Source organism: Altererythrobacter sp. C41 (genome assembly GCF_016803135.1).
Lineage (GTDB): Bacteria > Pseudomonadota > Alphaproteobacteria > Sphingomonadales > Sphingomonadaceae > Pelagerythrobacter.
The window spans coordinates 61,469-82,943 of record NZ_JAEVFE010000006.1 but is presented as its reverse complement, the minus strand read 5'-3'; the positions used below and the strand labels follow the sequence as shown (position 1 = coordinate 82,943).

The window sequence follows — 21,475 nt, the reverse complement described above, 5'->3', positions numbered from 1 at the left end:
GCGATGTATTTCGACCCGTTCCGCAACCGATGGGCGGCGCTCGCCCTCGCCGGCCTGATCCTGCTGGCGGCCGCCGCGCTCGTCGGCAGCGAGGACGGCGGCGGGCTGCTCGACCGGGTGGCCGATCGGCAGCGCGCCGAGGCACCGCCGGAACCGGCCGAGCTGCGGGAAGACCTGCCCTCTCCCGAGCTCATCCCGCCCGAGCGTGCGTTCAGCGAGCCGGTCGATCGCGGAAGCTTCACGCCCGAGGCGGAACTGATCGACGATGCGCAGGGGTTCGACACCACGCCGCCCATCGTGCACGAAGGGCCGGACGACGGCCTGATCCTTGAAGCCGGGGAAGAGGCGCCTATGCTCCCCTCCGATGTCGAAGGCCCCGGATCGTAGCGAGCTCGCGGTCGAGCGGACCCAGTATGCCGAAGACCGCAACATCATGGCGATGGAGCGCACCTTCGCCGGGTGGATCCGCACGGCCTTCGCCGCGATCGGCATCGGCATCGGCTTTCACGCACTGTTCGGCGATTTCCAGCCTCCCTGGCTCGCCAAGGCGATCGCGACGTTGTTCATCCTGGCGGGCGCGGCACTCGCCTTCGCCGCCCAGCGGCGGGCCTGCCGAACGCTGGAGCGGCTTCATCCCCACTCGATCGAGCGTGCGTCGTCACCCAATTTCCGGCTGCTGGCCTTCGCCGTCATGCTGGGCTCGACGATCCTGGTCGCGGGCCTCTGGCTGCTCAACGACGGCGATCTCTGACTAGGTGCCGTCCCCGCGCAGGCCGTCCGGCTTGTGCGCCTTGCCATACTTGTCGACGTTGTCGTCGTGGTTCGGCTCGCCGCGGTAGGCGTCCATGTCGATCCGGCCCGAACTTTCCATATCGCGCATGTGGTCGACCACGTCCTGGGTCGAATCGTCCATCAGACCGCTGGAATTATCGTCCTTCTCGCTCTCGGTGGGGCTCCGCTCGGAGGGCTTCATCGCGTCCTCCGCGACGTCCTGCGTCTGCTCGCCGTGATCGTCCTGCTCGGCGTTGTGCGTCTCGGGCGCGAGGTCGGCCTGGCGCTCTTCCTGGCTCTTCACGGGTTTGTCGGCCATGCGAGTTCTCCTTCGCAGAGCCAACGGCCGGTGCGCCCCAGCCGTTCCGCCGTTCAGCGCGTCGGAACCGGCTCTTCGCCCGAATAGTCGTAGAAACCGCGGCCCGTCTTGCGGCCGAGCCAGCCCGCCTCGACGTATTTCACCAGCAGCGGCGCCGGGCGGTACTTGGGATCGCCGGTCGTCTTGTGGAGCACCTGGATGATTTCGAAACAGGTGTCGAGGCCGACGAAATCGGCGAGCTGCAGCGGCCCCATCGGATGGTTGAGGCCGAGCCGGCAGCCCTTGTCGATGTCCTCGATGCTGGCGGTGCCCTGCCCGAGCACGAAGACCGCCTCGTTGAGCATGGGCAGGAGGATGCGGTTGACGACGAAGCCGGGCTCGTCCTGCGAGAGCACGACTTCCTTGCCGAGACGCTCGGCGAAAGCGCGCGTGCGGGCGGTCGTCTCGTCGGAGGTGGCGAGGCCGGGGATGACCTCGATCAGCCCCATCACCGGCACGGGATTGAAGAAATGGAGGCCGATGAAGCGCGCCGGGTCGGGCGACCACTTGGCCATGCGGGTGATCGGGATCGAGCTGGTGTTGCTGGCGAGGATCGCATCCTGCGCCAGGATCTTGCCCGCCGCCTCGAAGATTGCGCGCTTGATCTCCTCGCGCTCGGTCGCGGCTTCGATGATCAGCTCGGCATCCGCCATGGTCTCGTAGCCGGCGACGGGGGTGATCCGCGCCAGCGCGGCCTCCGCTTCGGCGCCCTCGATCTTGCCCTTGCCGACAAGCTTGCCGAGCGTGCGGTCGATCCCGGCCTTCGCCTTCTCGGCCACACTCAGCTCGACATCGGCAAGCAGGACGTCGATCCCGCGCTGCGCGACGGTCTGCGCTATGCCGGAGCCCATCTGGCCCGCTCCGATGATCCCGACCTTTCGCATTCGCAAAACCCTTCGCAGTTGCAGCAGAAGGGGGCTGTTAGCGGCTCGGCGGCACGCTGGCTAGCGGTTGGCGCCGGGCACCCATTTCACGTCGTCCGCGCCGTCCGCATTGAGCGCGCGGGCAAGGACGAAGAGATAGTCCGACAGGCGATTGATGTAGGCCAGCGCCGCGGGATTGGCCGGCTCGCGCTCCGCCAGGGCGGTCATCGCCCGTTCCGCCTCACGCGCCGAGGCGCGGGCGACATGGACGCGGGCCGCCGCTTCGGTGCCGCCGGGGAGCACGAAGCTCCTGAGCGGCTCGAGCCGCGCGTTGATGCGGTCGATCCGGCCTTCCAGCCAGTCGACCTGCGCCTGCACGATCCGCAGCGTCATCTCGGAGGGCGCGAAGTCCTCCCCCGGCGTGGCGAGGTCGGCGCCGAGATCGAACAGGTCGTTCTGGATGCGGTAGATCGTCGCGGCATGGTCGCCGTCCGAGAGCGCGACCGCCGCGAACCCCAGCGCGCTGTTCGCGCTGTCGACTTTGCCGATCGCGGCGATGCGCAGCGAATGCTTGGCCGTGCGCGAACCGTCGACGAGGCCCGTGGTGCCGTCGTCGCCGGTGCGGGTGTAGATCTTGTTGAGCTTGACCACGCGCGGCGCCGGTGCCGCCTAGCTGGAAACGGCGAGCAGGACCGCCACGACCAGCACCGCCAGCGCCTGGTACTTGATGCGCGCGAACATCATCTTGTTCTGCATCAACTGCATCTCGGTCGCGACGCCGGTATCCTCGCGTTCGAGGTCGATCTTGGTGCTCTTGAGGAAGGCGACGATGCCGCGCACCAGTGAATAGACGACCAGTCCCATGAGGACGACGAGGACGATGACGAGCAGTGTGGTCATCTGCGCAATGTAATCACTCGCCGAGGGAAATGCCAGCGGGGAAGCGCCTCGCGCGCAGATCGGCGGCGAGCGCGAGTCCGTCCTCGCCCGCCCGGCGGCGGTCCGCCAGCGAAGGCGAATTGCGGCGCTTGGCCAGCTTGCGGCGGTCCGGGTCGAGCAGCAGCGGGTGATGATGCCAGGTCGGCACCGGCAGGCCGAGCAACGCCTGGAGCAGGCGGTGGACGTGGGTCGCAGCGAACAGGTCGCGCCCGCGCGTCACCAGCGTAACGCCATCCGCCGCATCGTCGAGCGTGGCGGCGAGGTGGTAGCTCGCCGGCGTCTCGCGGTCCTTGCGCACCAGCACCACGTCGCCGAGGCGCGCCGGATCGGCCTGCTGCACGCCGGCGCGCTCGTCGGTCCAGCTCAGCGGGCCGGTGCGCGCGAGAGCCTCTGCCACGTCGAGCCTCCAGGCGACCGGTTCGCTCGTGTCGACGGCGCGGCCCTTGCAGGTTCCGGGATAGACCGGGCCTTCGGGGCCGATGGCCTTCGCCGCCGCGGCGATCTCCGCCCGGGTGCAGGTGCAGGGGTAGAGCAGGCCCTCGCTCCGCAACCGGTCGGCGGCTGCGGCATAGCTCGGCAGCCGCGCCGATTGGGGAACGACCTCGTCCCATTCGAGCCCCAGCCAGGCCAGATCGGCACGGAATTCCTCCGCGAGTTCCGGCCTGCTGCGCGCCCCGTCGATGTCCTCGATCCTGAGCAGGAAACGCCCGCCTTTCTCCCGCGCGATATCGTGTGCGATGATCGCCGAGAAGGCGTGCCCGAGATGCAGCGAGCCGTTCGGGCTGGGAGCGAAGCGGGTGACGGTCAGAGGTTGCCTCCGTGGCGCAAAAGCCGCGACTCGCGGAAAAAGCTTGTGGATTCCGCTCCTGTAACAGTCTTGACGCGTTTTGCGGCAAGTGCTCCCTTCGACGCATCAGGGAGGACACGCGAACGTGTTCAAGGCCGAACTGATCGAACGGGCGGCGCGGTTCAGGAGCGCCGAGGAAGATCCGACACGCAGCTTGTCGGCATGCCCGGCGCTCGTCCTCAACGCCGACTTCACGCCGCTCTCGTACTATCCGCTGAGCCTGTGGCCGTGGCAGACGGCAATCAAGGCGATCTTCCTCGACCGGGTGGACGTAGTCGCGACCTACGAGCGGGAGGTCCATTCGCCCTCGCTCGACATGAAGATCCCGAGCGTGATCGCGCTCAAGCAGTACGTGAAGCATTCGGAATTCCCCGCCTTCACGCGCTTCAACGTGTTCCTGCGCGACCGCTTCGCCTGCCAGTACTGCGGCAGCCCCGAGCATCTGACGTTCGACCACGTCGTGCCCCGCCGCCTGGGCGGCAAGACGACCTGGGAGAACATCATCACCGCCTGCGCCCCCTGCAACATGAAAAAGGGCGGCCGCACGCCCCGCCAGGCGCACATGCCGATCGTCAGCCCGATCCGCCCGACAAGCTGGCAATTGCAGGAACGCGGCAAGGCCTTCCCGCCGAACTACCTCCACGAAACCTGGCGCGACTGGCTCTATTGGGACATCGAGCTGGAGGAGTGAGACCGCGTCGGCAGATCGGCACGATCTGCGCTTTTAGGGGGAGGCAATCGTGATACTTCGAAAACTGACCTGGCTATCGGTGCTTTTGCTCACGGCGCCAGCCGCAGCGCAGGAGCCCCGCAAGGACATCGCGTCGCAGACTGCCCACCGGCCGACCAACCCCGAAATGACCGCGATCTTCGAAGCGGATCAGGCCGCGCGCAAGGGGCCGGACATCGAATGGGTCACCGTTGCCAAAGAGGACGCGGCACGCAGGAAACGCGTCGGTGAACTGCTCGGTGCCGGCGAACTACGTAGTGGAGATGACTTCTACCACGCTGCCTTCGTCTTCCAGCATGGCGGTGAGCCATCGGATTATCTGAAGGCACACGCATTGGCGCTTGTCGCGGTGGCCCGAGGGAAGGAGGAGGCAACCTGGATCGCCGCCGCGACTCTGGACCGCTACCTCATGGCTATCGGGCAGCCGCAAATCTACGGAACCCAGTTCCAGAAGCGAAACGATGGCTGGTCCCAAGAGCCTTTTGCGCGAGAGCTGCTAAGCGACGCCATGCGGGAAGCCTCGCGGGTCCCAACCATCGCGATGCAGGAGGAGCGGCTAGCCGAGCTTACAACGCGCGACGCGGGCGAGTAACCGGTAGCCTAGTCCGCCGAACTGTCAGGTCACGACCGCCCGCTCCCGAAACTCCTCGCGTTGCCATTCGCCGGTTTCGAGCACTTCGGCGAGGTGCTGCGCTGCCTGTGCCACATCCTCGAACGAGACGTAGGCAGGCGCGAAGCCGAGGCGCAGGATATCGGGGTCGCGGAAGTCGCCGATGACGCCGCGGGCGATCAGAGCCTGGCAGATCGCGTAGGCTTCCGGGTGGCGGAAGGAGAGCTGGCTGCCGCGCTGTGCCGGGTCGGTCGGGCTGGCGAGGTCGAGTTCGACGCCGAGGCTGTCGAGGCAGGTGCGGAAGAACTCGGATAAAGCGCGCGATTTCGCCGCCAGACGCTCGATGCCGATTTCGGCGGCCAGCTCTACGCCGCATTCGAGCGCTGCGAGGCCGAGGATTGGGGGGGTGCCGGCGAGCAGGCGGTCCACACCCGGCGCGGGCGCGTAATCGTCAGCGAAGGCGAAGGGCGCGGCGTGCCCCATCCAGCCAGTCAGCGGCTGCTCCAGCGCCTCGTGGTGGCGGCGTGCGGCATAGGCGAAGGCCGGGGCGCCGGGGCCGCCGTTGAGATACTTGTAGCCGCAGCCGACTGCGAAATCGGCGCCGCACGCCTCAAGGTCCACCGGGATCGCGCCGGCGCTGTGCGACAGGTCCCACAGGACCAACGCGCCGGCCTCGTGCGCAGCGCGGGTGAGCGCGGCCATGTCGAAGATCGCGCCGGTCTTGTAATGGACGTGGGTCAGCAGCAGCAGCGCCACGTCGCCGTCCAGCGCCTCGGCGATCCGCTCGCGCGGGGCGAGGCGGCGTTCGGCGAGCCCCCGCGCCTCGAGCCCCGCGATCATGTAGAGATCGGTCGGGAAATTGCCCGGTTCGGATAGCACGACCTTGCGCCCGGGCCGCATGCTGAGCGCGGCCGCGATCAGCTTGAACAGGTTCACCGAAGTGCTGTCGCAGGCGATCACTTCGTCCGGCGCGGCGCCGATCAGCGGGGCGATCTTCCCACCGACGCGCTGCGGCATGCCGATCCAGCCCGCGCTGTTCCAGCTCCGGATCAAACCCTCGCCCCATTCGCCGCGGATCACCCGCGCCATCCGGTCCGGAGTGACTTTCGGCAGCGCTCCCAGCGAGTTGCCATCGAGGTAGATCACTCCCTCGGGCAGATCGAACCGCGCGCGGTATTCGCGCAGCGGATCGGCGGCGTCGAGGGCGCGGGCCTCGGCCAGCATCAGATCGCCGTCCTCACGCTGAGCAGCTCGGGGAAGAACGCCTGCTTCAGCACGCCTTCGAGGTAGGGGACGCCGGGCGTGCCGCCAGTGCCGCGCTTGAAGCCGATGATGCGCTCGACCGTCTTCAGGTGGCCGAAGCGCCAGCGCTGGAAATGGTATTCGAGGTCGACCAGCTTCTCGGCAAGTTCGTAGAGATCCCAGTGTGCCGAAGGGTCGCGATAGATTTCGGCCCAGGCCGCTTCGACCGCGGGTGAGTGCTGCCAGGGGCCCTGGTGGTCGCGGTCGAGCACTTCGTCCGGTATCGCGAAACCGCGCCGGGCGAGCAGGCGGATCGCCTCGGCATAGAGGCTCGGACGGGCAAGTTCGGCGCGCAGTGCATCGGCCACTTCCGGCGTCGCCTCGTGGATCGTCACCATGTCCGGATTGCGCCCGCCGAGGAGGAATTCCATCAGCCGGTACTGCGCCGACTGGAACCCGCTCGAACTGCCGAGGTACGGCCGCACGGTCGAATAGTCGTGCGGCGTCATCGTCGAGAGCACGTCCCAGCTCTGGATCAACTGCCCCTGCGCGCGGGCGACGCGGGCGAGCATCTTGAACGCCGGGCGCAGCGTGTCGGCGGCGATGTGCTCGCGCGCGGACTGAAGCTCGTGCAGGCAGAGCTTGAGCCACAGCTCGCTCGCCTGGTGGACGATGATGAACAGCATCTCGTCGTGCGCGCCCGACACCGGGTGCTGCGCCGCCAGGATGCGGTCGAGATCGAGGTAGGACGAATAGGTGACGTCGCGGGCCATGCGACGTCCCTAGCGCGAAGCGATTGCGAGTGAAACTATCCCTCGATCACGCGGGTCGCCGGATGGTGCTTGTCGAGGTGCTTGCGGACGATCTTCAGGTTACGCGTGTTGGAGCGGAACAGGAGGTCGAAGGCGTCGCCGGCGATGGGAATCGCGCCGATCGCCGTATCGAACGCGACGTTGCCTGCCATGCGCCAGAGCTTCCATTTGGGCATGCCGAGATTGCGCGCTTCCCACACGATGTAGGCGCCCATCGCCGCGGTCACGAGGTCGCCGACCACGGGCACGAGCCCGGCGATCGAGTCGAGCCCGACCGGATAGTTGATCCCGGGAATGCGGAAACTGCGTTCCAGCAGCGTCTCCATCGCCTCGATCCGCTTGCGGACCGAGTGCGGATCGGTGCCGAGGGGCAATTCGACGCCCATCGCGCGGGGTTGCTGGCGCTCGTCCATGCGTTTCTCCTCGTTTCCTAGATGGGACGGAGCGCGAGCGGGAGCAAGGGATGGACGTTCCAGCGGTTTTCCTGGAACCCCTCGATCCCGCCGCGGACCAGCGACCAGCGGATCGGCGCGCCGATCGGGATATAGACGTTGCTCGCGGCGAGCTCGGCCTCGGCCTCGGCGAACAGCGCGGCGCGCACCATCGGGTCGATCTGCGACCGCGCCTCGGCCACGCGCGCGTCGGCTTCGGGCACGCAGAGGCCGGTGTCGAGTTCGCAGTTGAACTGGTTGAGGAACCAGCGCGCGCTGCCGTAGCGGGCCACCCGGTCGACCAGGGTGAGATCGGCCTCGCCCGCGTCCTCTATCCGTTCGAGGCGGATGCCGATCGCGGCCAGGTCCGCCGCCAGCTCGCGGAACAGCAGGCCGGACCCCGGGCCGGGCGGCAGCGCGATGGTCGCCCGGGCGGAGCGTTCCTCGCCCTCCCCCAGCCATGCGGCGACACGCTGCGCGGCCTGCGCGCGGCGTTCCTCCAGCGTCAGGTCGACCCAGCGCTCGTCGATCGTCCCGATGTCGTCGGGCAGGCCCGGGGCGACGATCCGGGTCGTGGGAATCCAGCCCCCGATGTTGAACGGCTGGAGCAGCGTCTCGCGGTCGATCGCCATGGCCACCGCCTCGCGCCGCGCGGCATCGGCGAGCAGGCCCTCGCGCGAATGGACGCGCAAGCCGAACAGGCCGAGCGCCGCGTCGAGCCGGACGGTTCCGCGCGAGAGCGCGCCGACGTCGGCCAGCGGAAGATTGGCGAGCCGGCCGTTGAGCACGAGATCGGCCCCGCCTGATTCGAACGCCGCGACCGCCTGCTCCGCGGGCATCGCGCGCAGGCGAAGCTGGCGAATGCGCTGGCTCCATTCCGGATCGGCGGGCAGGCCGCGCGATTCGGGCGGCCGGGGCCGCAGGACCCACGCCTCGTCGGTGGGATTGGCGGCCATCGGGCCGGTGCCGCGCCCATTGCGGCGCAGCCCGAGCTCCGGCTGGGCGAGGACCTGCAGCAGATCGGGCATCGGGCTCCACAGGCGAATCTCGATCACGCGCCCGGTCATCGCCCGCACTTCCCGGATCTTGGCGAGATCGAGCCCGAGCGAGGTGCCGCTGAGCCGCGCGATCGTCCGCCCCAGTTCGGCGCGGACGTCCTCCGATTCGATGGGCGTGCCGTCCGCCCAGTCCGAATTGCGCAGGCGGAAGATGTAGCTGAGACCATCGTCGGTAACGATCCAGCGCTCGGCGACCGCGGGCACGACGTTGCCGTTGGCATCGAGCGAGACGAGCCCTTCCGCGGTCGCGGCGCGCAAGTGCTGCCCGGCGGGGGAGAGGCGCAGCCCGTCCTCCTCCAGCTCTTCCGGCTGGCCGATGAAGACGACATCGACCAGATCGTCGTCGCCCACGCCGCCGCAGCCGGCGAGCGCGAGGGGCGAGAAAAGGAACAGGGCCAGCGTGCGGAGTCTCATCTCCGCAATGGCCTAGCAAGCAAACCGGGCGAGGTCAGCCGCGAAGAACGGGATCAGAGCTTGCGCAGGCGCGAAGGATCGACCGCACCGTGCAGCGGCATGATCGAGGCGGGTTTGGTAAAGCGCGGCGTGCCCGCGTCGGGCGAGGCAACCTGCGCACGGACGCGGCTGGCGTCGATCTCTTCGGCAAAGGCGATGCCGAAGCGCTTGTCCTGGACCCAGGCGACCGTGCCGTCGACCCAGCCGACATTGCGCAAGTCGACCGAAAGCCGCGCGCCCCGCTCCACCCGCACGTCGCCTTCGGCCATCATGCCGCCTGCGGAAAGGTTGCGGACCTTGACGCGGTGCTCCGCCGCGTCGCCGTCGAGGCGAAGCGATGCGAGCAGGAACAGGCTGTCGCGTGGGACGTGTCTGGTGTCGACGCCGGACATTCGCGGTTTTCCTGCCCTTTCCTCGGTCCAAAAATTCCGCGCCGCCGAGCGACCCGCGGGTCCGAATCGGCTTAGACGCGATTGGCTAAGGAAGCTTTAAGCCTGTTTGCACACCGGCCGAAGCCGGCGCCCGATCAGTCGTCGCGGGAGATCTTCTCGCGCCGCTCGTGCGCTTCCTGGGCCTCGACCGTCATCGTCGCGACCGGCCGCGCGATCAGGCGGCGGATGCCGATCGGATCGCCCGTCACCTCGCAGTAGCCGTACTCACCCGCATCGATCCGGCGCAGCGCCGCATCGATCTTGGCGATCAGCTTGCGCTGCCGGTCGCGGGTGCGCAGTTCGATCCCCCAGTCCGCCTCGCTCGAGGCGCGATCGTTGAGATCGGGCTCGCGGATCGGGCCGTCCTGCAGCGACTGCAACGTCGCCGAGGAAGCATCGAGGATCGACCGTTTCCATTCGAGGAGGAGCTTGCGGAAGAAGTTGACCTGCTGCTCGCTCATGTAAGGCTCGTCTTCGCGCGGCACATAGTCCGCCGCGACCGATTTTCGGGCCTTTTCGAGAACTTCGATGTCGTTGGACATCGCGGACGCCATAGTTGCCTCTCAACCCTGCCGGCCGCGGCCGGCGCTTGTCTGTCGGATCTCCGGCGCATTCCGGCGACCCTGGCCTTCGCGTTGGGCGCGCCTATAGGCGGGGGCAAAAGCACGCACAAGCGACAATCGATGCCGCGCGCTAGCCGCACGAAAATTAAGCCAGGCCTAACGGCGGCCCCTCTCTCGCCCGCGACATCCCCGCCGCGGCGTTAACGGTTTGTTGACCATGAGTGCCGAAAGTCGGCTTCATGGGCGATGGGGGATCGCCGGATTTCTTGGGGGGAACCGACACATGGAACTGATTCCGATCGAGGGCGGCATGGCAATGCCCGCCGATATGGCCGCAGCCGAGATGCTGGTCGCGCGCTGCCTCGCCGCGGCGGCACGCGGCGATCCGGCCGCCTATTTCGATCTCGGCGTCGCCTTTTCGACCGGCAGCCACGGCGCGCCGTGCGACCTGGTCGAGGCGCACAAGTGGTTCAACCTCGCCGCACTGGGCGGGCACGAGGCGGCCGCCGGCTGCCGGGCCGAGGTTTCCGAGGAAATGACCGCCCGCGAGATCGCCGAGGCACAGCGCCGCGCGCGCAACTGGCTCAGCGAAGGCGAGCGCAAGGTAGCCTAGCTAGTCTTTCCGGAACGGCGTCCGCTCGGCCATGAACGAACGGTCGAGCGAGACGCCTTCGCGCTCGCGCTCGAGAAAATCGGCCACCGCGTCGCGGAAGCCGGGATCGGCGATCCAGTGGGCCGACCAGGTCTCGACCGGTTCGTAGCCACGCATGAGCTTGTGCCCGCCCTGCGCGCCGGCCTCGACCCGCGCGAGCCCGCGCTCGATCGCGGCGTCGATCGCCTGGTAGTAGCATAGCTCGAAATGGAGGAAGCGCCGCTCGGTGGTGCAGCCCCAGTAGCGGCCGAACAACGTCGTCCCGCCGATCACGTTGAGCGCGCCGGCGATCGGCACCCCGTCCTCGTAGGCGAAGACCAGCAGGATGCGGTCCGCCATCCGCTCGCCGAGCAGGGTGAAGGCCTCGCGCGTCAGGTAGGGATGCCCCCACTTTCGCGCGCCGGTGTCCTGATAGAAGTCCCAGAACGCGTCCCAGTGCTCCGGCCTGATCGCGTCGCCGGTCAGGTGGCGGATCTCCAGCCCCTCCTGCGCGGCGGCGCGTTCCTTGCGGATCGCCTTGCGCTTGCGCGAGCTCAGCGCGCCGAGGAAGGCCTCGAAGCTGTCGTAGCCGCGGTTCTCCCAATGGAACTGGATGTCGCTCCGCAGCATCCAGCCTGCCTGCTCGAACAGCGCGCGCTGCGCCGGTTCGATGAAAGTGGCGTGGGCCGAGGAGAGCTTGAAATGGCCGCAGACCCATTCGGCCGCGCGCAGGAGCACTTCCGCGTCGCCCGGCGTGGACGCCAGCAGCCGCGGCCCGGTCGCGGGCGTGAACGGGACGGCGATCTGCAGCTTCGGGTAATAGGCCCCGCCCGCGCGCTCGTAGGCATCGGCCCAGGCGTGATCGAACACATATTCGCCCTGGCTGTGCGACTTCACGTAAGTCGGCATGGCGGCGGCGAGCCGGTGGTCCGGCCCGCGCTCGACCACGATCGGCAGCGGCAGCCAGCCCGTTTCGGGCCCGACGCTGCCCGAATCCTCGAGCGCGGTGAGGAAGTCGTAGGAAACGAACGGATTGTCCGTGCCGGCGATCGCGTCCCACTCGGCGCGCGGCAGCGAGCCGACCGACTCGGCGGTGCGCACGCGCGGCTCGCCGTCGCTCACGCCAATCCCTCTCCCTCGGCAATGGGTGCGTCGGCGTGCAGCGCGGCGCGGTCGCGGAGTTCGGGCGAGCGGACGGTCCAGGTCAGGACCGGCAGGCCGCGCTTGCGCTGGCCTTCGGGGAAGCGGCTCGGCAGGTCGCGCACGTCGTAGGCGAGGAAATCGGGCCGCGCGTGCCACAGCGCCGCGTGGCGCCGCCAGAGGCCGGCGAGGCCCCGATCGTCCTCCTCGGTCACGACCAGCCCGCGCACCGTGCGGGGCGCGTGGACCGAGAACCAGCGCGACACGCGCGGGTCGAAGCTCATCACCGCATGCAGCCCCTGATAGCCGTCGAGCGCACGGCGCACGGCAAGGCACAGCGGCGCGACCCGCCGTTCGCGCTTGGACTTGAGCTCGATCAGCACGGGCACCCTGCCCCCGACTTGCGCCAGCGTGCGTTCGAGCGAGGGAATCCGGTCGCTGCTGCCGGAGAGCGCGATCGCCTCGATCTCCGCCAAGGGCCGGCGGATCACCGCGCCGCGCGCGTCGGTCAGCCGGTCGAACTCCCAGTCGTGGAACACCGCAGCGCGCCCGTCGCCGGTGCGCTGCACGTCGCACTCGATCCCGAGCCCGCGCGCCATCGCCTCGGCGAAGGCCGAGGGCGAGTTCTCCGGCACGCCGGGCGAATGGAGCCCGCGGTGGGCATAAGTCCACCGCGCGAGCCATTCGACCCGCCGGGGATCAGGGGCCGGTGCCCGCCATGCGTCGATCGGATTCAGCTTAGAGCACTCTAGTCCCTCACGGCGACGATCGCGTCGACCTCGACCGCTGCGCCGAGCGGAAGCGCCGGCACGCCGACCGCGGCGCGGGCATGACGGCCGGCGTCGCCGAAGACTTCCAGCATCAGGTCCGACACGCCGTTCGCGACCTTGGGCTGATCGGTGAAGTCGCCCGCCGAATTGACGAAGGCGCCGAGCTTGACGATCTGCTCCACCCGGTCGAGCGAGCCGAGCGCGGCCTTGAGCTGCGCGAGGATCATCAGTCCGCAGGCGCGCGCCGCCGCGGCGCCCTGGTCGAGCGCGACGTCCTCGCCCAGGCGCCCGGTCACCAGCTTGCCGTCGATGAACGGCAATTGGCCCGAGACGTGGGCGAGACCGCCCGCGACCACCACCGGCACATAGCTGGCAACCGGCGCCGCGGCCTCCGGCAGCGTGATCCCCAGCTCGGCAAGTTTCGCTTCGATGCTCATGCGTGTTCCCTATCCTGTGTTTCCGAATCGAGGAGCCTCGGCTCCTAGAGATGCTTCGCTCCCGATTGAACCACCTTCCCCTGTCCCGCCATGCTGAAACCTCCGTCCCGTCATGCCGAACCTCCCATCCCGTCATGCTGAACTTGTTTCAGCATCCATCACGCCTCCTTGGGCAGAGGCGCGGGAGGAGGAATGGGCTCTGAAACAAGTTCAGGGTGACGAAAACGAACTCAGGGTGACGATGGCTGGTTGGATACCGAATGAAGTGAGCCCAGTTGGTCCATCAGCCACGGCAGCGCCTCGCCCCAGGTGTCGATTCGGGCGTGGGCGTGGCCGGCGCGGTGCGCGCAGTCGATGTGGGGCGCGAGTTGCGGCTCGCCGCAGAGATGCAGGCGCAGGACCTCCGGCACCGTCTCGGCGGCCGAGCGGTGATGCTGCGGGAGATCGTCGATGAAGATCGCGCGGCTCGGCGCATATTCCTCGACGATGGCCTTGAGCGCTGGCCCCTTGGGCCCCTGATTGGTGAAGACCCGCGCCGCGATCCCGTGATCGGCGAGCTGGCGCGCGCGGCGCTCCTGCCGTTCGTCGTTCAGGTTGGTCAGGATCACCACGTCGGCATGCTCGGTCAGCGCCGTGATCCCCGCGACAGCGCCCTCGATCGGAAGCTGCCGGTCCATCTCGGTGTCGAAGAAGCGGCCGAGCAGGCGCCAGATGTCGCGTTCCCCCACGCTCTCGCCGCTGTCGCGCCAGCGCATGGCTTCGGCGAAGTTGTTGCTGCCGATCGTGAAATCGATCCCCTCGCTCTCGCCGAGCCAGTCGCGGAAGTGCGCCACCATGTGCAGCAGCACTTCGTCGCAGTCGGAGATGATCAGCGGGCGGCTCATTGCGAAAGGCTCCTGTGCGCCTCGATCAGCGTTTCGGGCGTGACGTTCAGCGCGTCGGCCGCGAGGACGAGATCGGGTTCGTGGTTGGCGAGAAATTCGAGAACGGCGGCGAGCACGCTGCGGTCGGTCAGCCGCTCGCGCAGGATCTCGGGCGTGAGCCCGGTCAACGAGAGCAGGCGCTGCGCCCGATCGTCGTCCTGCAGCACCCAGCCGAGCGCGGCGAGCGCCAGCGAATCGGCGTCGCCCGGAGCGTGATCGTTCGTTCGGGTCTCGCGAATAATTGTCAGCGTCCTCCGGGGATCATAAGGCAGGCGAGGCAGCAAGGGGAGCATGCCCGACGTGAGCGAGCCTGTGGCAAAGAGAGTGCTGGTTGTCGAGGACAACGACCTCAACCGGAAACTGTTCTGCGACGTCCTGCGCGCGAACGGTTTCGACGTCGAACCGGTCGCCGACGGCGAGTTCGTGCTCGACGCCGCGCGGGCCTTCGCGCCCGATCTGGTGCTGATGGACATTCAGCTCCCCAACGTCTCCGGGGTCGACCTGATCGCCGCGCTTAAGCGCGAGCGGGGGCTGGCCGAAGTGCCGGTGCTGGCGGTGACCGCCTATGCCGGCAAGGGCGACGAGGACCGCATCCGCGACGCCGGCGCGGCCGACTATCTGGCGAAACCGGTCTCGATCGGGCCCTTCATGGCGGCGGTGCGCCGGCTGGTGCCCGCTTGACAAGCAGGGGCCGGACCCGCTTTGCCGCCGCTTTGACATGACGGGCGCCGCGCCCGCAGTTGCAAGATTGGAACACCGCACATGGATCGCGCCGAAACCGACCAGACCATCCGCCGCCTGATCGAGCCGTTCAACAAGAAGGGCGTCGAAATCGCGGAGGGAACGACCTTCGCCGGCGACCTCGAGTTCGACAGCCTGACGGTGATGGATTTCGTCGCCGCGATCGAGGACGAGTTCGACGTGATCATCTCCATGAACCAGCAGGCCGAGATCGAGACCTACGGGCAGCTCGTCGACGCGGTCCACAAGCTGCAGGCCGACCGGTGAGCGAGGGTATTTCGCAGCCGGACAAGCCCGAAACGCCGGAAGCCGGCGAGTCGCGCGACCTGTTCAGCAAGTTCGACGATCTCATCGCCATGCGCGAAGGGCTGTTGGCGCAGGGCCAGGAAGACCCCTTCAATCTGGTGATGGAGAAAGTCCTCTCCCCCACCCGCGCGATCTGCAACGGGCGCGACACGATCCTGCTCGGAACGTACAATTATATGGGCATGACCTTCGACCCCGACGTGGTCGAGGCGGGCAAGCAGGCGCTCGACGATTTCGGCAGCGGCACGACCGGCAGCCGCGTGCTCAACGGGACGTACCAGGGCCACAAGGAATGCGAGGACGCGCTGCGTGAATTTTACGCCATGGATCACGCCATGGTGTTCTCGACCGGCTACCAGGCCAACCTCGGCATCATCTCCACGATCGCCGGCAAGGGCGACTACATCGTCCTCGACATCGACAGCCATGCGAGCATCTGGGACGGGTGCGCGATGGGCAAGGCGGAAGTCGTGCCGTTCAAGCACAACGACCTCGAGGCGATGGAGAAGCGCCTGCGCCGCATTCCCGAAGGCGCCGGCAAGCTGGTCGTGCTGGAAGGCGTCTATTCGATGCTCGGCGACACCGCGCCGCTCAAGGAAATGGTGGCGGTCGCCAAGAAGTACGGCGCGATGGTGCTGGTCGACGAGGCGCACTCAATGGGCTTCATCGGCGAGCACGGCCGCGGCGTGTGCGAGCAGGCGGGCGTGATCGACGACGTGGATTTCATCATCGGCACGTTCTCCAAGAGCGTCGGCACGGTCGGCGGCTTCTGCGTTTCCAACCACCCGAAGTTCGAGATCATGCGGCTGGTCTGCCGCCCCTACGTCTTCACCGCGAGCCTGCCGCCGAGCGTGGTCGCGACCGCGGCGACGAGCATCCGCAAGCTGATGCGGGGCTCCAACAAGCGCGCCCACCTGTGGGAGAATTCCAAGCGGCTGCACGGCGGCCTCAAGGACCTCGGCTTCGAGCTCGGCACCGAGGAACCGCAAAGCGCGATCGTCGCAGTCATCATGCCCGACCTCGAGCGCGGCGCCGCGATGTGGGAGGCGCTGCTGAAGGAAGGCCTCTACGTCAACTTGGCCCGCCCGCCGGCCACCCCGGCGAACATGACCCTGCTCCGCTGCTCGCTCTGCGCCGAGCACTCGGAAGAGGAAGTCGAGACGATCCTCGGCATGTTCGAGCGTGCGGGGAAGGCTGTGGGTATTATTTCTTGACCTGAAATCGAAGCTGCCATGTAAATACCTGCGCGGATGATCTTCCGCGCAGGGGGTGCTCAATGGTTTCTTCGTCGCTTTCGCGCGCCATGTCGCGCAGCTCATTGGTTCTGGCCGGCGCGTGCCTTGTTTCCGCTTGTGGTGGTAGCGACGGATCATCCCCGACACCCTCGCCATCAAATCGTGCGCCTACATTGAGCGTGGACCGCAATGCTGCGACGATTGCGGAGAATTTGACCGGCACGTTATTCACGCTCCAGGCGGACGATCCCGACGGCGACACGTTGACCTATTCGCTTTCTGGCGAGGATGCGCAGCACTTCGCGGTTGATGCAAACGGGCAGATCGGGTTCCGCAATGCGCCCAATTACGATCTCTTTGCCGATGCCAACCACGACAACAGTTATGTTCTGAGCGCGCACGTTTCCGACGGACGTGGCGGTAGCCGAAGCGTGGAGCTGACAGTTGAAGTTCGGAACGACAAGGAGGCGGTGTCGACGACACTCGCCGCCAACTTCGACGATCCCGGCGTCTTGGTGGTGCCGGTCAACAGACGTGATGAACTCCTGGTGGTGAAATCCGACGGAAGCTTGATCCAGTTCGATATTGGAGGAAGCACACAGACGTTGCTCGGCAACATATTCCTCACGGGCGAGACTGGCCGCGTCCTGTCGGCGATACAGGACCGGGCCTGGATCTTCGTGATGATCACCATCGAAGGACGGGGGACATTTGTCAGGTTCTTCCACGCAACGGATGCCAATGCATCCCGACCCACGCCAATGCTGGCAGACGGGGTGGATAGGAACGCAACCGGTATACTGTTGCTTGCGAACGGGTTTGTCAGCGCGGCGCTCGGCGACCCCACCGGCAGTTCGGCACAGAATGCATCGAGCGGTTTTGGCAAGCTCTTCAGACTCAACTTCGATCCGTATTGTGGCGCTTCGCTTCTTTCGGTCTGTCTGCAATCGGAAGTCGTGGGAGAGGGTATTCACGATCCGGGCGGTGCGGGTTCTTATCGCGGGTTGGCCTTCCTGCTCGATCGGGGGACCATTCATCAGGACGAATTAACCTATTTCGATCCGGAAGCGCGGCCTCTTGATTTCGGCTGGCCTGCTCGCGAAGGCGTGTACGAGCGTTCTGCCAATCCTCCCGCCGATGTGAATGGACCATTTCTTACATTCGAGCGAGGAAGCGGATACGGTCGGTCCACCGGACTTGTCGGTGGTGCGGTCTACACCGGCGTGAATACGAGCCTCAAGGACAAGCTCGTTTTCGCGGAAGCTTCAGGCAAGATCCTGGCCGCACCGGCCAGTTTCATGACCGATGGCGCGTTGCATACCGGGTTCGAGGTGGAAGATCGCTCCGCGGATTTCACTCCTGCAAGCGGCACGATGGGAGTCCCGAAAAGCGTGCTTACCGCGCACGATGGAACCATGTTCATTCTCAATGCTGCGGGTGATCTTTATCGAGTTGAGTAGGAGGCCTTTCGAACCAACGCGCCACGAGAGAGGCGCGGGGGGGACTGGTCAAAAGCTTTGTAATCACATAGTTTATCCCACGATTTCCCATTTTACGAAAAATGTGGGATAAATGGCGGCGATGACGCTCACCCCTTACACCGACGAGCAGGCGCGGGCGCTGGTCAATTTGCGGCAGCGTTACGAGGCTTGGCGCGATGCCGAGCGGGGGTTGCGGGCGCTGCCGTATGACCTGCGGCGCAAGGCGGTGGGCGCGTATGAGTATCTCTACGAGATTCGCGATCGTTCGGGCAACGGCACCAGCCTTTGCCGCTGGGACGAGGAGGCGGAGCGGCGCCTGACGGCGTTCAAGGCGGAGAAGGCGGACGCCAAGGAGCGGCTCGCGAAAGCGCGGGCGCGGCTGGAGGAAGGCGCGCGGCTGGTGCGCGCGCTGCGGGTGCCGATGCTCGCGGCGGCGCCGGGGCCGATCCTGCGCGAGGCGGACTGTCGCGGGTTGCTCGACGGGGCGCTGCTCGTCGTCGGCACGAACTGCCTCGTCGCCTATCAGCAGGAAGCGGTCGCGCGGTTCGACGTAGCCGACGAGACCGAGGACTTCGATCTCGCCTGGGCCGGCGAGGAGCGGCCCGAAGGCGCGCCGGTGTGGGAGCTGCTCAAGGCGGTCGACCCCACTTTCACGGTCAACACCGAGCGCGGATTTCAGGCGCGCAATGCCGATGCCTACGAGGTCGAACTGCTCGTCGCCCCGTCGCGCGCCGACGCCCTCGCCCGGCGCGACCGGCCGCGGCCGATCCCCCTGCCCGAGCAGGAATGGCTGCTGCTCGGCACGCCGATCGACCAGGTCGTCCCCTGCCGCGACGGCAGCGCGGCGCGGATCGTCGCGCCCGACCCGCGCTGGTTCGCGCTGCACAAGCTGTGGCTCGCCGATCAGGCCAAGCGCAACCCGCTCAAGCGGCGCAAGGACCGCGAACAGGGCCTCGCCGTGCTCGATGCCGTGGCTCAGGCGATGCCGCACTATCCGTTGGGGGAGGAATTCTCGCGTGCGATTCCCGCCGAGCTGGCCGATAGCTGGGCGCGGTGGCGCGAACATGCGGAACGCTGACGCCCGCCAGTCGTCTCGATTGTGAAGGAGATCGGAAGCGATGAAGACCACCAATACCGGCAGCGCACGCTACGAGGGACTGGGCAAGGACGGCAAGGGCCATGTCTCGACCGGATCGGGCGCGCTCAAGGACCAGCCCTATGGGTTCGCGACGCGATTCGAAGGCGCGCCGGGCACCAATCCCGAGGAGCTGATCGCGGCAGCGCATGCGAGCTGCTTCACCATGGCGCTGAGCTTCGCGCTGGCGCGCGCCGGGCACACCGCCGGCACGCTCGACACCGAGGCCAAGGTGACGCTGGAGAAGGAAGGCGAAGGCTTCACCGTCACCCGTTCCGACCTGACGCTGACCGGCCGGGTCGACGGCATCGAACGCGAGGAGTTCGAGAAGCTGGCCGCCGAGGCGAAGGCGAACTGCCCGATCTCGAAGCTGCTCAAGGCCGAGATTACGCTGGAGACGACGTTCGAGGGTTAGGGCCGCGTCGCTGCTCGAGGTGATGCTGAGGCGGCAGACCCTACCCGGCCCGTGATGAGCCGGCTCCTCTTAGGGGCTCCTCGAGATCGATGCGTCCTTTGCAAACGATCGCCGCGTAAGAGGGGGTGACCCGGTTTGCGCGGCGCCTCCTCGAACAGCGCCCAGAACAACGCGGATGGCACCGCGCCAGTTCGTACATGGGCCCGAATGGGCATTGGGCGTTGTTCAGCCGCGACGCTTTCGCGGCATCCGTTCCGCGAGCTCGATCCAGACCGGCGCATGGTCGCTGGTCTTCTCCCAGCTTCGCGGGCGCGTATCGACCGCCGCTTTCGTCAGGCGTGCGGCGGCGGGACCATTGAGGAGGAAATGGTCGATCCTGAGGCCTGCGTTGCGCTCGAAAGCGCCGCGCCAGTATTTCCAGAACGTATAGATCCGCTCCCCTGGATGCAGGTGCCGGACGGCGTCGGCCGGTCGAACCGACCCGATCGCGACGCTTGAAGGTCGCTATTTCTCCGGTCGAGTAAGTGTCGGCCACTCGACCCCAAGCTGTTCGAGATACGATCCATACTGCTCCGGATCGTAATAATGCTTTTGCAGCTCGGGCGTGTAGCGCGTTGTGGTTTCCGAGTTCAGCCATGTCGGCGGCGCATCGTCCTGCGCCAGCATCGAGACATAGTTCTGATCCTTCGTCTGCACCTCACGGAAATAGCGTTTCGCCTCCGCCATCAGCTTGGGCCTGGTCAGCAGGTCGACGACCGTCATAGCCATCACCTTGGCGCCGGCCTGCACGCCCTTGTGCGCGATCGGGGTGGCCATCGCGATGGCGTTCGCCCAATTGTGCCCCGGCAGACCAGGGATGTTGGCCGGATAGCGGATGGTGATCGTAGGCACTGTCCAGCTCACGTCCCCGATATCGTCCGACCCGGCCGATTTCGGCTCCTTCGGTGGCGGGCCGAATGCCGCCAGTTCGGTGGGCAATCCGGTCTTCACCGTGGCGCCGACATTTTCCTGCACGGCACGCGCGAACGCCTGGTCGTTGGCGTCCCATTCGGGCAAGCCGACAGCGACGATATTGGCGTGGGCGGCTTCTGCCATCGGCCGGTTGAAATGCTGGGTTGCCGCCACGCCGAGAATCTGCCGGCTGACCGTCGTGTTGGTCATCTTGGCTGCCCCGTCGGCAACGGCATCGGCGGTCGCCAGCATCTCGTTGATGGCCTCGAAATCCATCTCGCGCAGGTAGAACCAGATCTTCGCTTCGGACGGCACCACGTTGGGCTGGTCCCCGCCTTCGCTGATGACGTAATGCGACCGTTGTACGGGGCGAAGGTGCTCGCGCCGCATCTCCCAGCCATCCGCCATCGCGATCACGCCGTCGAGAGCCGATCTTCCCCGCCACGGCGCACCCGCGGCATGCGCACTCTTGCCTTCGAACGTATACTCGACGCTGACCATGCCGGTGCCGTTCGGCCGGCCCCAACTGGTGGCGAGCTGACTGCTGACGTGACTGAAGATCACCGCGTCGACATCCTTGAACACGCCGGCACGGACGAAGCGGGCCTTGCCGCCCAGCAACTCCTCGGCGACGCCGGGCCAGATCACCAGTGTCCCCGGCGTCTGCGTCCGGACCATCCAGTCCTTCACCGCCAGCGCTGCGACGATGTTCATCGCCTGGCCGCTATTATGCCCTTCGCCATGACCCGGAGCACCATCGACCATCGGCTGGTGCCACGGGATACCCGGCGTCTGGCTTGCTTTCGGGATGCCGTCGATGTCGCTTCCCAAGGCGATCACCGGGCCGCCGGTGCCGTTCGTCCACCGCGCCACCCATCCGGTCGGCAGGTCCGCGACATCGCGATCGATCGCAAAGCCATGTTCTTCGAGCAGAGCGGTCAGGAACCGCCCCGTCTCATGCTCCTGGAATCCGATCTCGGCATAGCTGAACAACTGATCGTTGATCACCTGCGACAGCTTCGCCCGCGATTCCACACCGCGCACCACCTCGGCCTTGGCGGCCCGCGGCGGGGTCTGCGAGGCGGCGGGGACGGCGAATGCCAGCGCCCCCGCGATCGTGATGAGGGATCGGATCATGCCTCTGCTCTCCTCGTTCGAGCGGCAAGCGAGAGCGGCTGCCCTCGCTTGCGATTCCATCCTAC

Annotated in this window: 28 protein-coding genes; 11 read left to right on the top strand and 17 right to left on the bottom strand. The window is 67.1% G+C overall.

The annotated features are described in order from the left end of the window. Positions 1–3: 3 nt before the first annotated feature. Positions 4–387, top strand: coding sequence for a hypothetical protein (locus tag JNO53_RS11570; RefSeq protein WP_203111200.1), 384 nt, complete (start codon positions 4–6; stop codon positions 385–387). Beyond that, complete coding sequence (locus JNO53_RS11565) at positions 365–751, top strand: YidH family protein (RefSeq protein ID WP_203111197.1); 387 nt, start codon at positions 365–367, stop codon at positions 749–751. The genes JNO53_RS11570 and JNO53_RS11565 overlap by 23 nt, the downstream gene beginning before the upstream one ends. Here JNO53_RS11565 and JNO53_RS11560 read toward each other — a convergent pair whose 3' ends face one another. From JNO53_RS11560 to gluQRS, 5 genes are read right to left on the bottom strand one after another with little or no spacing between them, the layout of a single operon-like run. Further along, positions 752–1,090: a hypothetical protein gene (locus JNO53_RS11560; protein ID WP_203111195.1), complete on the bottom strand. Its 339-nt coding sequence runs from the start codon at positions 1,088–1,090 to the stop codon at positions 752–754. It abuts the gene before it with no gap. 53 nt (positions 1,091–1,143) lie between these two features. Further along, positions 1,144–2,013 carry a 3-hydroxybutyryl-CoA dehydrogenase gene (locus JNO53_RS11555; RefSeq protein WP_203111192.1) on the bottom strand — a complete coding sequence of 290 codons (870 nt, stop codon included), beginning with the start codon at positions 2,011–2,013 and terminating at the stop codon, positions 1,144–1,146. 60 nt (positions 2,014–2,073) lie between these two features. After that, the gene (locus tag JNO53_RS11550) at positions 2,074–2,643 is read right to left on the bottom strand and encodes a cob(I)yrinic acid a,c-diamide adenosyltransferase (protein ID WP_203111189.1); all 570 of its coding nucleotides are present in this window, start codon (positions 2,641–2,643) and stop codon (positions 2,074–2,076) included. 18 nt (positions 2,644–2,661) lie between these two features. Then, entirely contained in the window at positions 2,662–2,892 is a 231-nt protein-coding gene (locus tag JNO53_RS11545) for an HIG1 domain-containing protein (RefSeq protein ID WP_203111186.1), read from the bottom strand. 13 nt (positions 2,893–2,905) lie between these two features. Beyond that, positions 2,906–3,739 (bottom strand): tRNA glutamyl-Q(34) synthetase GluQRS, encoded by an 834-nt coding sequence (gluQRS, locus tag JNO53_RS11540; protein ID WP_203111416.1) that lies wholly within the window; start codon positions 3,737–3,739, stop codon positions 2,906–2,908. A 124-nt stretch (positions 3,740–3,863) separates the two neighbouring features. Between gluQRS and JNO53_RS11535 the strand changes: the two genes are divergently transcribed. After that, a complete protein-coding gene (locus tag JNO53_RS11535; RefSeq protein WP_203111183.1) occupies positions 3,864–4,469 on the top strand; it encodes an HNH endonuclease in 606 nt (201 codons plus the stop codon). A 49-nt stretch (positions 4,470–4,518) separates the two neighbouring features. Beyond that, a complete protein-coding gene (locus JNO53_RS11530; RefSeq protein ID WP_338015345.1) occupies positions 4,519–5,100 on the top strand; it encodes a hypothetical protein in 582 nt (193 codons plus the stop codon). 24 nt (positions 5,101–5,124) lie between these two features. Here the strand turns inward: JNO53_RS11530 and kynU are convergent, their stop codons facing one another. The 6 genes from kynU to dksA all read right to left on the bottom strand — a co-directional run bounded on the left by kynU (position 5,125) and on the right by dksA (position 10,099). Further along, positions 5,125–6,342 carry a kynureninase gene (gene kynU, locus JNO53_RS11525; protein WP_203111180.1) on the bottom strand — a complete coding sequence of 406 codons (1,218 nt, stop codon included), beginning with the start codon at positions 6,340–6,342 and terminating at the stop codon, positions 5,125–5,127. Next, entirely contained in the window at positions 6,342–7,133 is a 792-nt protein-coding gene (locus tag JNO53_RS11520; RefSeq protein ID WP_203111177.1) for a tryptophan 2,3-dioxygenase, read from the bottom strand. The genes kynU and JNO53_RS11520 overlap by 1 nt, the downstream gene beginning before the upstream one ends. Before the next feature lie 35 nt (positions 7,134–7,168). Beyond that, positions 7,169–7,585: a DUF4112 domain-containing protein gene (locus JNO53_RS11515; RefSeq protein WP_203111173.1), complete on the bottom strand. Its 417-nt coding sequence runs from the start codon at positions 7,583–7,585 to the stop codon at positions 7,169–7,171. A 17-nt stretch (positions 7,586–7,602) separates the two neighbouring features. Next, on the bottom strand, positions 7,603–9,075 hold the full coding sequence (locus tag JNO53_RS11510; RefSeq protein WP_203111170.1) for an ABC transporter substrate-binding protein: 1,473 nt from the start codon (positions 9,073–9,075) through the stop codon (positions 7,603–7,605). Between the two features lie 53 nt (positions 9,076–9,128). Next, entirely contained in the window at positions 9,129–9,506 is a 378-nt protein-coding gene (locus tag JNO53_RS11505) for a PilZ domain-containing protein (protein ID WP_203111167.1), read from the bottom strand. A gap of 134 nt (positions 9,507–9,640) precedes the next feature. Continuing rightward, positions 9,641–10,099, bottom strand: coding sequence for an RNA polymerase-binding protein DksA (dksA, locus tag JNO53_RS11500; protein WP_203111159.1), 459 nt, complete (start codon positions 10,097–10,099; stop codon positions 9,641–9,643). Positions 10,100–10,391: 292 nt separating this feature from the next. On the opposite strand from dksA, the gene JNO53_RS11495 reads away from it, so the two are divergent. After that, positions 10,392–10,721 carry a hypothetical protein gene (locus JNO53_RS11495; protein ID WP_203111149.1) on the top strand — a complete coding sequence of 110 codons (330 nt, stop codon included), beginning with the start codon at positions 10,392–10,394 and terminating at the stop codon, positions 10,719–10,721. On the opposite strand, the gene JNO53_RS11490 is transcribed toward JNO53_RS11495, so the two are convergent. From JNO53_RS11490 to JNO53_RS11470, 5 genes are all read right to left on the bottom strand, one after another. After that, a complete protein-coding gene (locus JNO53_RS11490; RefSeq protein WP_203111147.1) occupies positions 10,722–11,861 on the bottom strand; it encodes a GNAT family N-acetyltransferase in 1,140 nt (379 codons plus the stop codon). After that, positions 11,858–12,607, bottom strand: a complete 750-nt coding sequence (locus JNO53_RS11485; RefSeq protein ID WP_338015349.1) for a glycerophosphodiester phosphodiesterase family protein — start codon at positions 12,605–12,607, stop codon at positions 11,858–11,860. Before JNO53_RS11485 ends, JNO53_RS11490 begins: the two co-directional genes overlap by 4 nt. A 20-nt stretch (positions 12,608–12,627) precedes the next feature. Next, positions 12,628–13,086 (bottom strand): RidA family protein, encoded by a 459-nt coding sequence (locus JNO53_RS11480; protein WP_203111144.1) that lies wholly within the window; start codon positions 13,084–13,086, stop codon positions 12,628–12,630. 230 nt (positions 13,087–13,316) lie between these two features. Continuing rightward, positions 13,317–13,970 carry an HAD family hydrolase gene (locus JNO53_RS11475; RefSeq protein WP_203111142.1) on the bottom strand — a complete coding sequence of 218 codons (654 nt, stop codon included), beginning with the start codon at positions 13,968–13,970 and terminating at the stop codon, positions 13,317–13,319. Beyond that, the gene (locus JNO53_RS11470) at positions 13,967–14,302 is read right to left on the bottom strand and encodes a DUF3572 family protein (protein WP_203111140.1); all 336 of its coding nucleotides are present in this window, start codon (positions 14,300–14,302) and stop codon (positions 13,967–13,969) included. The genes JNO53_RS11475 and JNO53_RS11470 overlap by 4 nt, the downstream gene beginning before the upstream one ends. Before the next feature lie 19 nt (positions 14,303–14,321). On the opposite strand from JNO53_RS11470, the gene JNO53_RS11465 reads away from it, so the two are divergent. The 6 genes from JNO53_RS11465 (at position 14,322) to JNO53_RS11440 (ending at position 19,322) form a co-directional block, all read left to right on the top strand. Continuing rightward, the gene (locus JNO53_RS11465; RefSeq protein ID WP_203111409.1) at positions 14,322–14,690 is read left to right on the top strand and encodes a response regulator; all 369 of its coding nucleotides are present in this window, start codon (positions 14,322–14,324) and stop codon (positions 14,688–14,690) included. Between the two features lie 81 nt (positions 14,691–14,771). Further along, complete coding sequence (locus JNO53_RS11460; protein ID WP_203111138.1) at positions 14,772–15,017, top strand: acyl carrier protein; 246 nt, start codon at positions 14,772–14,774, stop codon at positions 15,015–15,017. Further along, positions 15,014–16,270 carry a serine palmitoyltransferase gene (gene spt / locus JNO53_RS11455; protein ID WP_203111136.1) on the top strand — a complete coding sequence of 419 codons (1,257 nt, stop codon included), beginning with the start codon at positions 15,014–15,016 and terminating at the stop codon, positions 16,268–16,270. Before JNO53_RS11460 ends, spt begins: the two co-directional genes overlap by 4 nt. Before the next feature lie 62 nt (positions 16,271–16,332). Next, positions 16,333–17,751, top strand: a complete 1,419-nt coding sequence (locus JNO53_RS11450; protein WP_203111134.1) for a cadherin repeat domain-containing protein — start codon at positions 16,333–16,335, stop codon at positions 17,749–17,751. Between the two features lie 121 nt (positions 17,752–17,872). After that, positions 17,873–18,850, top strand: a complete 978-nt coding sequence (locus tag JNO53_RS11445) for a GSU2403 family nucleotidyltransferase fold protein (RefSeq protein ID WP_203111132.1) — start codon at positions 17,873–17,875, stop codon at positions 18,848–18,850. A gap of 40 nt (positions 18,851–18,890) precedes the next feature. Beyond that, a complete protein-coding gene (locus tag JNO53_RS11440; protein ID WP_203111130.1) occupies positions 18,891–19,322 on the top strand; it encodes an OsmC family protein in 432 nt (143 codons plus the stop codon). Between the two features lie 504 nt (positions 19,323–19,826). On the opposite strand, the gene JNO53_RS11435 is transcribed toward JNO53_RS11440, so the two are convergent. After that, positions 19,827–21,410, bottom strand: a complete 1,584-nt coding sequence (locus tag JNO53_RS11435) for an amidohydrolase (protein WP_203111128.1) — start codon at positions 21,408–21,410, stop codon at positions 19,827–19,829. Positions 21,411–21,475 lie beyond the last annotated feature (65 nt).